Below are 14,205 nucleotides of genomic sequence, written 5' to 3' on the forward strand. Positions count from 1 at the left end.
CAAGCGGCCTACGGTGGACGGATGAACGGCGTACGTGTGAGGGACATGACGGAGGCGGACATCGAGGCCGTGGCGGCGGTGCGGGTGCGCGGGTGGCAGGCGGCCTACCGGGGGCTGGTACCGCAGACGCACCTGGACGGCATGAGCGTCGAGAAGGACGCGGAGCGTCGCCGGGAGTTCTTCTCCAGAGGCGTGGGCGACGTCGTCAACCTCGTGGCCGAGAGCGCGGCCGGCGAGGTGGTCGGCTGGGCGTGTTTCGGCCCGTACCGGGACCGTGATCTGCCCTCGGGGGACGCGGAGCTGTACGCGATCTACGTACGCCCCGAGCTGGTCGGCGACGGCATCGGGCACGCCTTGATGGCGGAGTCCGTCAGCCGCGCCGCCGAACGCGGCTTCCCGCTCCTGCGGCTGTGGGTCCTGGAGGGCAACGCCCACGCCCGGCGCTTCTACGAGCGCGCGGGGTTCGCCCCGGACGGCGGCCAAGAGGACTACGAGGTGGACGGCGTCCCCGTCCCCGAGCTCCGCTACGCACGGGCGCTCGCCCCCATAACCGTCTGAGGCCCCGGCCCCCTGCGGCGTATCAGTGGCATATCAGCGGCGGGGGCGGCGGGCCCGCGGGCCGGGCCGACCGCCCACCGCCACGCGTCAACGCACCCGCGCCCGGCCCGGCTTGTCCGGGGCGGGGCGGCGTGGGGCGAGGCCGCCGCCCCCGCCGCTGATGCGCGCCAGCGCCGCCGCCGCTGCCGCGCTCAGGCGGGGGTGGCGGGCGGCGGAGGTGAGAGCGGGGACGGCGCGCTCGTCACCGATCGCGCCGAGGCCCTCGACGCAGGCGCGGGCGATCAGCCAGTGGCGGTCCCGCGCGCCCAGTTGGCGTTCCAGGGCGGCGACGAGGGCCGGGACGGACTCGGGGGCGCGCAGTTCGACGAGCAGCCGGATGGGGTGGAGGGAGTACGCGGTGCGCAGCGGGTTGGTGGCCAGGGCGGCCGCGGCGCGGGCGGTGCGTGGGTCGCCGAGGCGGGCCAGGACGCGGGCGGCGGTCGCGCAGCGGGCCGGTTCGCGGTAGTTGAGGAGGAGGACGAGGGTCTCGAAGGCGCGCCGGTCGCCCGCGCTGCCGAGCACGAACGCGGCGGTCTCCCGCGCCCACAGCGGCTGCTCGGGCGCGACGAGGATGCGGGCGAGCTGTTCGCGGGCGGCGGGGCTGCCCTGCCGTACGAGAGCGAGCAGCGCGGCGTGCGCCCTGGTCTCCTCCGGGGACGAGAGCGAGGCCCGCACCCGGTCGGTCAGCACGCGGAATTCTTCGTCCATGTCGTGGTCTCCCCTCCCCGGTGACCGGCGCCCCGGCGCGCGGGTCACGAAATGAGCTCTGGCGTCTTGGTTACCCGCCAGTTAAACTGGCGACACGAGCAGCACCCCTGCTCTGGCGGCCTGGTGACGCAGCCGCCGTGTGAAGTCGGTTCGGCAGTGCAGATGTGTACGGCGTGGCCCCGGGACAGGGCCGGCCGTGTGTCTCCCACGGGCAGTTTCCTCCGTGTGGCGCTGTCCGTCAGGGAGCGTGCAAGCCCTTCCGCCGGAGTTTCGTGTCAGCCCTCCGCGCATGACCGAAAGCTCCTCTCAGTCGTCACGTCATCCCCACTTCCGGGGAACACCCTCTGGAGTCCGCGATGGACCGTCTTCCGACCAACGACGCCGGCCGTCCCTCCGGCCGTCCCTCTGGCCGTACGCCCAGCCGTACGCCCTCCCCAGATATCTCCCCCTCCGGGGCCCCGCTCACTACTGTCGCCGTCATCGGGCTCGGCACAATGGGCACCGGAATCGCCGAACTGCTGGCCCGGGCGGGCCGCGAGGTGGTCGGCGTCGACATCAGCGAGAGCGCCGCCCGCCGGGCCGTCGCCGCGCTGGAGACCGCCACCGCCCGCGCCGTACGCCGCGAGCGGATGACCGAGCGGGAGCGACAGGAGGCCCTGGCCCGCTTCCGCGTCTGCACCGATCTGCGGGCCGCGGCCGACGCCGACCTGGTGATCGAGGTGGTGCCGGAGAGCTATGACATCAAGCACGAGGTCTTCACCGCGCTGGATGCCGTCGTCCGGCCCGACACCATCCTGGCGACCGGCACCAACGCGCTGTCCGTGACCCGGCTGGCGGCCGACTCCGCCCGCCCGGAGCGCGTCCTCGGCCTGCACTTCTTCAATCCCGCGCCCGCCATGAAGCTCGTCGAGGTCGTCTCCAGCGTGCTGACCGCCCCGGCGGCCGTCGCGGCGGTCACCGCGCTCGCCCGCGAGCTGGGCAAGGAGCCGGTGGCGCTCGGCGACCGGCCGGGGTTCGTCGCCGACGGGCTGCTGTTCGGGTATCTCAACCAGGCCGCCGCGATGTACGAGGCGAAGTACGCCGCGCGCGAGGACATCGACGCCGCGATGCGGCTGGGCTGCGGCCTGCCGATGGGGCCGCTGGCGCTGCTGGACCTGGTCGGCATCGACACGGCCCGTACCGTCCTCGAGGCGATGTACGCCGCCTCCGGCGACCGGCTGCACGCGCCCGCGCCCATCCTGGGCCAGCTCGCCGAGGCCGGGCTGACCGGCCGCAAGGCGGGCCGCGGCTTCTACACGTACGAGGCGCCGGGCAGCGGCGTGGCGGTCCCGGACGCGCTGACCCCGGACCCCGCCGGCCGGGCCCCGGCCGCCGCGCGCCCGGTCCGCGCGGTGGGGGTCGCGGGTTCGGGCACCATGGCGAGCGGGATCGCCGAGGTCTTCGCCAAGGCGGGCCACGAGGTCGTCCTGGCCGCCCGCACCCCGGAGAAGGCGGAGGCGGCCAAGGCCAGGATCGCCCGGTCCCTGGCGCGGTCGGTGACCAAGGGCCGGCTGACCGAGCAGGCCCGCGACGAGACGCTGGCCCGGATCGTCCCCGCCGGGTCGCTGGACGCCTTCACGGATGTGGACCTGGCGGTCGAGGCGGTCGCGGAGGACCTGGCCGTCAAGCAGCAGCTGTTCGCGACGCTGGACAAGGTCTGCCGGCCGGGCACGGTGCTGGCCACCACCACCTCCTCACTGCCGGTGATCGCCTGCGCCCGCGCGACCTCGCGCCCACAGGACGTGATCGGCCTGCACTTCTTCAACCCGGCGCCCGCGATGAAGCTGGTCGAGGTGGTGCGTACGGTCCTCACCGCGGACGACGTGCGGGCCACCGCGCACGCGGTGTGCCGGGCCGTGCGCAAACACCCGGTGGACTGCGGCGACCGGGCCGGCTTCATCGTCAACGCCCTGCTGTTCCCGTATCTCAACAACGCGGTGAAGATGGTCCAGGAGCACTACGCCTCGCCGGACGCCATCGACGCCGCGATGAAGCTCGGCGGCGGCTATCCGATGGGCCCCTTCGAGCTGCTGGACGTCGTGGGCCTGGATGTGTCCCTGGCCATCGAGAAGGTGCTGCACCGAGAGTTCCGCGAGCCCGGCCTGGCGCCCGCGCCGCTGCTGGAACACCTGGTCGCGGCGGGGTGCCTGGGGCGGAAGACGGGGCGCGGCTTCCGCGAGTATGCGAAGGCCTGAGGAGCGGGCGGGCTGGGGCGGACTGCTGGAGCCCGCTCCAGGTCCGCCCCCGCACGAGCACTCCGAGGCATGCGGGGTCCAGGGCGCATCCCCCCGGAAAATGCAGTACGTTCCCCCCATGTCCCAGCCTCTGAAGGCCACCCGTACGCCGCGTACGAACCGCTCGAACTCCTCCACCGGCAGCGCGGGCACCGGCACCCGCCGGGCCACCGCGCAGCGCCTGACCATGCGCCGCAAACTGGCGGCATCGGCCATGGAGTTGTTCGCCACCCAGGGCTATGAGGCGACGACGGTCGACGAGATCGCGGCGAGAGCGGGGGTCGCCCGCCGCACCTTCTTCCGCCACTTCCGCTCCAAGGAAGAGGCGATCTTCCCGGACCACGACGACACGCTGGTGCGGGCCGGGGACGTGCTGGACGCGGCGCCGCCGCACGAGCACCCGCTGGACACGGTGTGCCGGGGGATCAAGGAGGTCATGCGGATGTACGCCGCCTCCCCCGCGGTCTCCGTGGAGCGCTACCGCCTGACCCGCGAGGTGCCCGCCCTGCGCGAGCGCGAGATCGCCTCGGTGGCCCGCTACGAGCGGCTCTTCACCCGCTATCTGCTGGGCCACTTCGACGAGGGCGCCCACCACGACGGCGACGACGACCCGCTGCTCGCGGAGGTCGCCGCCTCCGCCGTGGTGACGGCGCACAACCACGTCCTGCGGCGCTGGCTGCGCGCGGGCGGTGTGGGCGATGTGGAGGGGCAGCTGGACCACGCCTTCGACATCGTCCGCCAGACCTTCGGCACGGGCATCGGCGCCGCCCGCCCCGTCGCCGGGCGCCCGGCGGCCACGGTGTCGGCCAAGGGCGAGGAGGAGGACGTGATGGTGATGGTCGCGCGGACGGACGCCCCGCTGGACGAGGTGATGCGGACGATCGAGCGGGCCCTGAAGCGGTAGCCCCCATCGCTGGTTGTCTCCCCCGCCCGCCCCTCCCCTCCCGATCTGCCGCCGGGGAGGGGAGGGGCGGACTGAGGGAAGAACCCCCCGCTAGCCGGCCGGCGTGAAGCGGACCGCGAAGCCGCCGTTCTTCGGGACGGCGACCGAGAGCCGGGAGTCGGCCGTCACCTCGCGGGTCTCGGTGACGATCTGGCCGTCCGCGCCGTCCTTGTAGAGCTCGGCGCGCCACTTGCCGGCGCCCAGGAAGCTCAGGCGCTCGTCCAGTGTGCGCGCGTCGCCCGAGGTGATCGCGCCGAGGTACCAGTCGTCGCCGGACCGGCGGGCGAACACCGCGCGGTCGCCGGGGGCCCCGTCGACCAGCTCGGTCTCGTCCCACACCGTGGGCACGGACCGCAGGAACGTCCGGGCGAGCGGCTTGCTGTCGTACGACTCGACGCTGTCGGCGAAGTGCTGCACGCCCGACTCGTACACCACGGACAGCGCGAGCTCCGCCGCGTCGCTGGTGGGCCGCACCCCGGTGAAGGTGACGGGCGTGAAGTCCATGGAGCCGATGAGGTTCCGGGTGAAGGGCAGCGTGGTGTAGTGCGCGGCCGGGAAGGGTTCGCGGCCGGGCTTGGGGCGGGTGCCCTCGGCGCCCTTGACCGCTTCGGTGCTCATCAGCTGGGGCCAGGTGCGCTCCTGGCCGCGCGGGATGGTGGCGCCGTGGAAGTTCAGCATGAACTGGTACTTCGCGCTGTCCTTGAAGACCGCGTCGTACCAGCGCATCCGGTCCTGCCCGTCGGACTCCAGGAAGTCGATCTTCAGCCCGACCACGCCCCAGGACTTCCACAGCGGCATCAGCCGGTCGCGCTCGCTCTGCGCGTCGATGGTCTGCCAGCGGGCCCACAGCCAGACGCCGACGCCCTTCTCCTTGGCGTAGGCGGTCAGCTCGGGCATCCAGTCGTTGCTCCAGCCGGAGTCGACGAGGACGTAACTCCAGCCCTCCCGGGCGGCGAAGTCGACGAACTTCTTCTGGGCGGCGAGGCTGGTCGGGCTCTGCCCGTCGGACCACCAGGACCACGCGGCCTTGCCCGGCTTGATCCATGAGGTGTCGGCGACCTTGGAGGGCGCGGCGAGGTCGGTGGGCAGGTCGCTCTCGGTGACGGTGGCCAGGTCGCCGATGACCAGGGTGCGCCAGGGCGTGGTGAGGCCGGGGGAGCTGACCTCGGCGGGGTCGGGGAGGGTCAGCTTGAAGCGGTCGGTGGCGGCGTCGAGGGTGAGGCGGGAGCCGCCGTAGGAGCTGTTGAGGTCGGCTTCCTCGACGAGCAGCCAGCTGTCGCCGACGTGGAAGAGCGACGGGTAGCCGTAGTCGCCGGCCTTCGCGTCGGCGACGGTGGTGTGGTCGTGGGCGGACTCGTAGTCCTGGCGGCCGTTGTCGTACGGCAGCAGGAAGGAGTCCGCGGTCGGCGGGACGGCGAACTCGGTGGTCTCGCCGAGCACGGTGACCGTGCCCTTGCCGGGCAGCACGTAGCGGTAGGCCAGCCCGTCGGCGGAGACCCGGAAGACGACCTTCAGGGTCTGTCCCTGCTTGCGGAAGGTGAAGGTGGACTCGGAGGCGTCGGAGGTGTGGTGGGTGCGGCGGCCGGTGGTGGTCGTGTACGTCTCGTGGATCCGCTTGTCGCTGCGGCCTTCGTAGCGCAGCCCGGCGCTGAAGTCGGCGTCGGCGGTGCGGATGCCGAGCGCGGAGGGGCGCAGGACGGTGGTGCGGCCGTCCTGGGCGGACAGGGTGAGCCCGCCCTCGCGGGTCAGCGTCAGCTGCCCGCTGACCTGGCCCTGCCCGGTCAGCCGCCAGCTGCGGTCATCGGCTTTGGCGTTCGCCGCAGCCCCCTCGCCTGTCAGTGGCACGAGGACGGCCGCGGCGCAGGCGATGGCCGCGGCGGCTCTGGTGACCCTGGATCGTATGACGCGCAACGTTCCCTCCCGATGGGGTCGGCTCTAGGTGTGCGGCCCGATACATCTGACCTATCAGGTGTCTTGACGCATCATTAGCCCCTACCTACGCTCCCGTCTAGCCAAATCATCGGATCAATCTGCCGAACAATCTGGACGTCTCTTGGGACGGAGCTGAAAGAAAATGGCAGTCAGCAGACGTGGATTCCTGGGCCGGGTGGCGGCCGGCGCCGCCGCCGGGACGACGGCGGGGGCCACCCTCGCCGAGCCGGCCTCGGCGGCGGCGCAGCAGCCCGTGGCCCTGCGGGGCATGCGGACCGACAGGGAGTGGGAACGGTTCCTGGCCGGGCAGGACCTGCTCTGGAAGCGGATGCCGCGCACCTGGTACGAGGGGCCCTTCCTCGGCAACGGGCTGTTCGGCTCGATCGTCTACCAGGAGCCGGGCGAGAACGCCCTGCGGTTCACGGTCCACCACAGCGAGTCCCAGGACCACCGCCCCGACCAGGGCGGCAGCGACTGGGGCGTGGCACGGCTGCCGGTCGGCAATCTGCTGCTGCACCCGGTCGGCGCCATCACCGGCGTCGATCTGCGCCTGGACCTGTGGAACGCCGAGGCGAGCGGCACGATCACGACCGACAAGGGCACGCTGAAGCTGCGCGCCCTGGTGCACAACGACCGGACGATGCTGCTGGCCACCGTGGAGGCGAGCGCGGGCGAGGAGGGCTTCCGCTGGGAGTACCGCCCCTCCCCCGCGGTCAGCCCGCGCATCGTCCGCGAGAACCCGCCGGCGGGCTTCGAGCCGAACCCGGCCCCGGTCAGCCGCACCGAGGACGGTCTTGGCATCACCGTCCAGTCGCTGGTCCCGGGCGGGCAGACGGCCAGCGTGCACAAGGAGCGCGGCAAGGGCCGGGAGCGCACGTACTACCTGGCGGTCGCCCACTCCTTCCCCGGCACGGACGCGGAGGGCCGGGCCCGGACCACCGTCCGCAAGGCGTCGGCGCTGCCCGTCTCCAGCCTGCTGCGCTCCCACCGCGACTGGTGGCACCGCTTCTACCGCAAGAGCTTCATCTCCGTACCCGACGGCATGCTGCAGAGCTTCTACTGGATCCAGCTCTACAAGCTGGCCTGCGCGGCCCGTGAGCACGCCCCCGTCATGGCCACCACCGGCCCCTGGGTGGAGCCCACCCCCTGGCCCGGGGTGTGGTGGAACCTCAATGTGCAGCTGGAGTACTGGCCGGTCCACGGCTCCAACCACCTGGAGCTCGACGCGATCCCGCGCACCCTCACCGAGAACACCGATGTCCTCATCAAGGCGCTGGGGCCCGAGTACCGGGCCGACTCGGCCGGGCTGCGCCGCTCCACGGACGCGCAGTGCGAGGACAACGGCTCGATGCCGGTCCCGGGCGTCGGCGACGCGGAGGTCGGCAATCTGCCGTGGGCGCTGCACAACGTCTGGCTGACCTACCGGCACTCCATGGACCGGGGCCTGCTGGAGGATGTGCTCTACCCGCTGCTGCGCCGCTCCACCAACTACTACCTGCACTTTCTCCAGGAGCAGCCGGACGGCAGGCTGCATCTGCCGAAGACCTTCTCCCCCGAGTACGGGTCGGCCCCGGACTGCAACTACGACCTGGCGCTGCTGCGCTGGAGCTGTACGACCCTGCTGGAGACCGTCGAGCTGCTGGGCAAGGACGACGAGCTGGCGCCGAAGTGGCGCGAGGTGCTGGACAAGCTGGTGGACTACCCGGTGGACGAGAACGGCTTCATGATCGGCACCGGGGTGCCGTTCGCGAAGTCGCACCGCCACTACTCCCACATGCTCTCCGTCTACCCCCTCTACCTGGTCAACTGGGACCAGAAGGAGAGCCGCGACCTGATCGAGCGCTCCCTGGACCACTGGATCAGCTTCGAGGGCGCGCTGCGCGGCTACAGCTTCTCGGGCGCGGCCTCGATCTCCACCCAGATGGGCCGGGGCGACGACGCGCTGAAGTATCTGCGCGAGCTGGTGGCGCGGTTCATCCAGCCCAACACGCACTACTACGAGGCGGGCCCGGTGATCGAGACCCCGCTGTCGGGCGCGCAGTCCATCCACGACATGCTCTGCCAGAGCTGGGGCGACACCATCCGCTTCTTCCCGGGCGTGCCGGGCGAGTGGCGGGATGTCGCCCTGCACGACTTCCGCACCCAGGGCGCGTTCCTGGTCAGCGGGGTGCGCAAGGGCGGTACGACGCGGTGGGTGCGGGTGCGCAGCCTGGCCGGGGAGCCGTGCCGGGTCCGGCACTCGATCGCCGGGCGGGTGACGGTGGCCGGGGTCGGCGGGCCCGCCCCGAAGTGGCGCGAGGTGTCCGACGGCGTGATCGAGCTGGAGCTGGACCGGGACGAGGAGGCGGTGGTGTACCCGGCGGGGTCGCGGCCTGACTTCGAGATCGCGCCCGTGAAGGTCACCGTACCCGCCGAGCGCTGGGGGCTGCCGGCGCTGCCGGAGACGGGCGCGGCCACCCAGGTGGATCTGGTCGGCCACTTCGACAACGACGCCATCACCACCGAGATGTACTACGGGGACGGCGACTTCGACGGCACCGGGCGGACGTATCCGATGGTCCAGCTGCCGCAGACCGGGCAGACGGAGGACGACGGGATCACCTTCTCGTTCACCAACGGCAGCGAGGGCTCCAACAACAACGTCGTCGCGGCCGGCCAGAAGATCTCCGTCCCGGCGGGCTCGTACGTGAAGCTGCATGTGCTGGGCTCCGGCGACACGGCGGATGTGACGGTGCCCGCCGAGATCGGTTACGCGGACGGCTCGACCGCGAAGGTGGACGTCCGGCTCACGGCCTGGCTGTCGGGCCCGAAGTACGGCGAGACGGAGGCGGTGCGCACCAGCCAGATCCACACCCGCACCGGCCCGCTGGGCACCAAGGCGGCGATCTTCCACCAGAAGGTGGAGCTCGACCCGGCCAAGGAACTGTCCACCGTCACCCTGGGCGCCCCGTCGGGGACCGCGAGGGCGCACATCTTCGCGCTCACCCTGGAGAAAACCGGCTGACAGCGCGAAGAGCGGATACCTGTTCGCACACAATCACACACCGAACGCAACGGCCGTCCCTTCCGGGGCGGCCGTTGCCGCTCATGTGTGCCCTCAAGATGACAACTGAGAGAATTTGTTGGCACGCAGTGTCTTGCGACCTGGCACAGGGTGCCATACCGTGAAGTTGTCCGGGTGGACGACGCGCAGGAAAAACTTGGCGCGCCGACTGTCCCCGCGAACCGCTTTGCGCGCCCGGACCGCCTGCGTCACCAGGCACCCTCCGCGCTACCCGCGCGCCGCTCAGCAGCACCTCCGCCGAACCGACGGCACCAGCAGCAACCGTCAATGAGCCCAGCGTTCCCTCAAGCGTCCCCCGACGCTTCGCCGGAGGCACCGATGAACGAAATCCTGGACGCGATCCTGGCGTCGACAGCGACCGACCACGGCTCCCCCGCGCTGGGGCCCGCGGACTTCGCGGCCCTGCCCGTCCCCGAGTCGTACCGCGCGGTGACCGTGCACAAGGACGAGGCCGAGATGTTCGCCGGCCAGACCACCAAGGAGAAGGATCCCCGCAAGTCACTGCACGTGGACGAGGTGCCGGTGCCCGAACTCGGCCCCGGCGAGGCTCTGGTGGCCGTCATGGCCAGCTCGGTGAACTACAACTCCGTGTGGACCTCGATCTTCGAGCCGCTGCCCACCTTCGGCTTCCTGGAGCGGTACGGCAAGCTCTCCCCGCTCGCCAAGCGGCACGACCTGCCGTACCACATCATCGGCTCCGACCTCGCGGGCGTCGTGCTGCGCACCGGCCCGGGCGTGAACATCTGGCGGCCGGGCGACGAGGTCGTCGCGCACTGCCTCTCCGTCGAGCTGGAGTCCGCGGACGGCCACAACGACACCATGCTCGACCCCGAGCAGCGGATCTGGGGCTTCGAGACCAACTTCGGCGGTCTCGCCGAGCTCGCCCTGGTCAAGTCCAACCAGCTCATGCCCAAGCCCAGGCACCTGAGCTGGGAGGAGGCGGCCGCCCCCGGCCTGGTCAACTCGACCGCGTACCGGCAGCTGGTCTCCCGCAACGGCGCCGGGATGAAGCAGGGCGACAACGTCCTGATCTGGGGCGCCAGCGGCGGCCTCGGCAGCTACGCCACCCAGTTCGCCCTCGCCGGCGGCGCCACCCCGATCTGCGTGGTCTCCTCGCCCCGCAAGGCCGAGATCTGCCGGGCCATGGGCGCCGAGGCGATCATCGACCGCAGCGCCGAGGACTACCGCTTCTGGAAGGACGAGCACACCCAGGACCCGAGGGAGTGGAAGCGCTTCGGCAAGCGCATCCGCGAGCTGACCGGCGGCGAGGACGTGGACATCGTCTTCGAGCACCCGGGCCGGGAGACCTTCGGCGCCTCGGTCTACGTCACCCGCAAGGGCGGCACCATCGTCACCTGCGCGTCTACGTCCGGCTACACCCACGAGTACGACAACCGCTACCTGTGGATGTCGCTCAAGCGCATCCTCGGCTCCCACTTCGCCAACTACCGCGAGGCCTGGGAGGCCAACCGCCTGATCGCCAAGGGCAGGATCCACCCCACCCTCTCCAAGGTCTACTCCCTGGAGGACACCGGCCAGGCCGCCCACGACGTGCACCGGAACGTCCACCAGGGCAAGGTGGGCGTCCTGTGCCTCGCCCCCCAGGAGGGCCTGGGCGTGCGCGACCCGGAGCTGCGCGAGCGCCACATCGACGCCATCAACATCTTCCGGGGCGCCGCATGACGGCCCGCGAAGAACGGAGCGAAAAGCGGAGGGAAAAGGACCGGCCCTGGCTGATGCGGACGTACGCCGGCCACTCCTCCGCCGAGGCGTCCAACGAGCTGTACCGGCGCAACCTCGCCAAGGGCCAGACCGGCCTGTCCGTCGCCTTCGACCTGCCGACCCAGACCGGCTACGACCCCGACCACATCCTGGCCCGCGGCGAGGTGGGCCGGGTCGGCGTCCCGGTCTGCCACCTCGGTGACATGCGGCTGCTGTTCCAGGACATCCCCCTGGAGCGGATGAACACCTCCATGACCATCAACGCCACCGCCATGTGGCTGCTGGCGCTGTACCAGGTGGTCGCGGAGGAGCAGGGCGCGGACGTGGCCGCGCTCCAGGGCACCACGCAGAACGACATCGTCAAGGAGTACCTGTCGCGCGGGACGCATGTCTTCCCGCCCGGGCCGAGCCTGCGGCTGACCACCGACATGATCGCGTACACGGTCAGGGCCATCCCCAGGTGGAACCCGATCAACATCTGCAGCTACCACCTCCAGGAGGCCGGGGCCACCCCGGTGCAGGAGATCGCCTACGCGATGTCGACCGCGATCGCCGTGCTGGACGCCGTACGGGCCTCCGGGCAGGTGCCGCAGGAGCGCTTCGGCGATGTGGTGGCCCGTATCTCCTTCTTCGTGAACGCGGGCGTCCGGTTCATCGAGGAGATGTGCAAGATGCGCGCCTTCGGCCGCATCTGGGACCGGATCACCCTGGAGCGCTACGGCGTCCAGGACCCCAAGCACCGCCGCTTCCGCTACGGCGTCCAGGTCAACTCGCTGGGGCTGACCGAGGCCCAGCCGGAGAACAACATCCAGCGCATCGTGCTGGAGATGCTGGCGGTCACCCTCTCCAAGGACGCCCGCGCCCGCGCCGTACAGCTCCCGGCCTGGAACGAGGCCCTGGGGCTGCCGCGCCCCTGGGACCAGCAGTGGTCGCTGCGCATCCAGCAGGTCCTCGCCCACGAGAGCGACCTGCTGGAGTACGACGACATCTTCGCCGGCTCGCACGTCATCGAGGCCGAGGTCGACGCGCTGACCGAGGCCGCCATGGCCGAGATCGACCGGATCCAGGAGATGGGCGGGGCCATGGCCGCCGTCGAGTCCGGCTATCTCAAGGCGCAGCTGGTCGCCTCGCACGCCGAGCGCAGGGCGCGCATCGAGGCGGGCGAGGACAAGATCGTCGGCGTCAACTGCTACGAGTCCACCGAGCCCAATCCGCTCACCGCCGACCTGGACACCGCGATCATGACGGTGGACCCGGCGAACGAGGCGCGGGTGGTCCAGGCGCTGGGCGCCTGGCGCGACCGGCGTCAGGAGAGCCGGGCCCGGGACTCCCTGGCCGCGCTCAAGAAAGCCGCCGCGGGCAGCGACAACCTCATGGCCGCGACCCTGGAGTGCGCCCGCGCGGGCGTCACCACGGGCGAGTGGGCCTGGGCGCTGCGGGATGTGTTCGGCGAGTTCCGCGCCCCGACCGGGGTCGGCGGCGCGCCCGTGGCGGTCGCCGCCGAGGAGGGCACCCCGCTCGCCGCCGTCCGCGCCAGGACCGCCGCGACCGCCGCCGACCTCGGCGTCGGCAAGCTGCGGCTGCTGGTCGGCAAGCCCGGCCTGGACGGGCACAGCAACGGCGCCGAGCAGATCGCCGTACGGGCCCGGGACGCCGGCTTCGAGGTGATCTACCAGGGGATCAGGCTCACCCCCGAGCAGATCGTGTCGGCGGCCGTCGCCGAGGACGTGCACTGCGTCGGCCTGTCCATACTCTCCGGCTCGCACACCGAGCTGGTGCCGGATGTGCTGGCCCGGCTGCGCGCGGCCGGGGCGAGCGACATCCCGGTGATCGTCGGCGGGATCATCCCGGCCGCGGACGCCCTGGCGCTGCGCGAGGCCGGAGTGGCTGCCGTCTTCACCCCGAAGGACTTCGGTATCACAGAGATCATCGGTCGTATCGTCGACGAGATCCGCACCGCGAACCAGCTCGCCCCCCTGGAGGTCCCCGTATGACCGCGCCCCTTCCCTCTGTGAACCGCTTGCGTCCGCGCCGCTCGTGCCTCGCCGTGCCCGGCAGCAACCCCCGCTTCCTGGAGAAGGCGCAGGGCCTGGCCGCCGACCAGGTCTTCCTGGATCTGGAGGACGCGTGCGCGCCGCTGGCCAAGCCCGAGGCGCGGCACACCATCGTCAAGTACCTCAATGAGGGCGACTGGACGGGCAAGACGCGGGTCGTGCGCGTCAACGACTGGACGACCGAGTGGACGTATCGCGACGTCGTGACGGTGGTGGAGGGCGCGGGCCCGAACCTCGACTGCATCATGCTGCCGAAGGTGCAGAGCGCCCAGCAGGTCGTCGCGCTCGACCTGCTGCTGACACAGATCGAGAAGACGATGGGGTTCGAGGTCGGCCGGATCGGCATCGAGGCGCAGATCGAGAACGCCCAGGGCCTGAACAATGTCAACGCGATCGCGCAGGCCTCCCCGCGCATCGAGACGATCATCTTCGGCCCGGCCGATTTCATGGCGTCGATCAATATGAAGTCGCTGGTCGTGGGCGAGCAGCCGCCCGGCTACCCGGCCGACGCCTACCACTACATCCTCATGAAGATCCTGATGGCCGCCCGCGCCAACGACCTCCAGGCGATCGACGGACCGTATCTCCAGATCAAGAACGTCGACGGCTTCCGCGAGGTGGCCGGCCGCGCCGCCGCGCTCGGCTTCGACGGCAAGTGGGTGCTGCACCCGGGCCAGGTCGAGGCCGCCAACGAGGTCTTCTCGCCCTCACAGGAGGACTACGACCACGCCGAGCTGATCCTGGACGCGTACGAGTACTACACGTCCGAGGCGGGCGGCAAGAAGGGCTCGGCGATGCTCGGCGACGAGATGATCGACGAGGCCAGCCGCAAGATGGCGCTGGTGATCGCCGGCAAGGGCCGGGCCGCCGGCATGGCCCGTACGTCCCGCTTCGAAGCCCCGGAGGCGTGAG

The 14,205-nt window shown here is 71.4% G+C and carries 9 protein-coding genes; 7 read left to right on the forward strand and 2 right to left on the reverse strand.

From position 1 onward, the window contains the following. Positions 1-21 precede the first annotated feature (21 nt). Positions 22-558 carry an N-acetyltransferase family protein gene (locus ACWY4P_RS12235; RefSeq protein ID WP_456210561.1) on the forward strand — a complete coding sequence of 179 codons (537 nt, stop codon included), beginning with the start codon at positions 22-24 and terminating at the stop codon, positions 556-558. A gap of 87 nt (positions 559-645) precedes the next feature. Here ACWY4P_RS12235 and ACWY4P_RS12240 read toward each other — a convergent pair whose 3' ends face one another. Continuing rightward, complete coding sequence (locus ACWY4P_RS12240) at positions 646-1,305, reverse strand: HEAT repeat domain-containing protein (protein ID WP_456210562.1); 660 nt, start codon at positions 1,303-1,305, stop codon at positions 646-648. Positions 1,306-1,799: 494 nt separating this feature from the next. Between ACWY4P_RS12240 and ACWY4P_RS12245 the strand changes: the two genes are divergently transcribed. Further along, positions 1,800-3,539, forward strand: coding sequence for a 3-hydroxyacyl-CoA dehydrogenase family protein (locus ACWY4P_RS12245; protein WP_456212897.1), 1,740 nt, complete (start codon positions 1,800-1,802; stop codon positions 3,537-3,539). Between the two features lie 118 nt (positions 3,540-3,657). After that, entirely contained in the window at positions 3,658-4,482 is an 825-nt protein-coding gene (locus ACWY4P_RS12250; RefSeq protein WP_456210563.1) for a TetR family transcriptional regulator, read from the forward strand. Between the two features lie 90 nt (positions 4,483-4,572). Here the strand turns inward: ACWY4P_RS12250 and ACWY4P_RS12255 are convergent, their stop codons facing one another. Beyond that, entirely contained in the window at positions 4,573-6,432 is a 1,860-nt protein-coding gene (locus tag ACWY4P_RS12255; RefSeq protein ID WP_456210564.1) for a glycoside hydrolase family 97 catalytic domain-containing protein, read from the reverse strand. A gap of 163 nt (positions 6,433-6,595) precedes the next feature. Here ACWY4P_RS12255 and ACWY4P_RS12260 point away from each other — a divergent pair, with 163 nt between their 5' ends. From ACWY4P_RS12260 to ACWY4P_RS12275, 4 genes are all read left to right on the forward strand, one after another. Then, a complete protein-coding gene (locus ACWY4P_RS12260; protein ID WP_456210565.1) occupies positions 6,596-9,457 on the forward strand; it encodes a glycosyl hydrolase family 95 catalytic domain-containing protein in 2,862 nt (953 codons plus the stop codon). A 378-nt stretch (positions 9,458-9,835) separates the two neighbouring features. Then, positions 9,836-11,200, forward strand: a complete 1,365-nt coding sequence (gene ccrA, locus ACWY4P_RS12265; protein WP_456210566.1) for a crotonyl-CoA carboxylase/reductase — start codon at positions 9,836-9,838, stop codon at positions 11,198-11,200. Further along, positions 11,197-13,233 carry a protein meaA gene (locus ACWY4P_RS12270; RefSeq protein WP_456210567.1) on the forward strand — a complete coding sequence of 679 codons (2,037 nt, stop codon included), beginning with the start codon at positions 11,197-11,199 and terminating at the stop codon, positions 13,231-13,233. Before ccrA ends, ACWY4P_RS12270 begins: the two co-directional genes overlap by 4 nt. Beyond that, complete coding sequence (locus tag ACWY4P_RS12275) at positions 13,230-14,204, forward strand: HpcH/HpaI aldolase/citrate lyase family protein (RefSeq protein ID WP_456210568.1); 975 nt, start codon at positions 13,230-13,232, stop codon at positions 14,202-14,204. The genes ACWY4P_RS12270 and ACWY4P_RS12275 overlap by 4 nt, the downstream gene beginning before the upstream one ends. The last annotated feature ends 1 nt before the right edge of the window (position 14,205 follow it).

This window comes from Streptomyces sp. LZ34, from assembly GCF_053890475.1.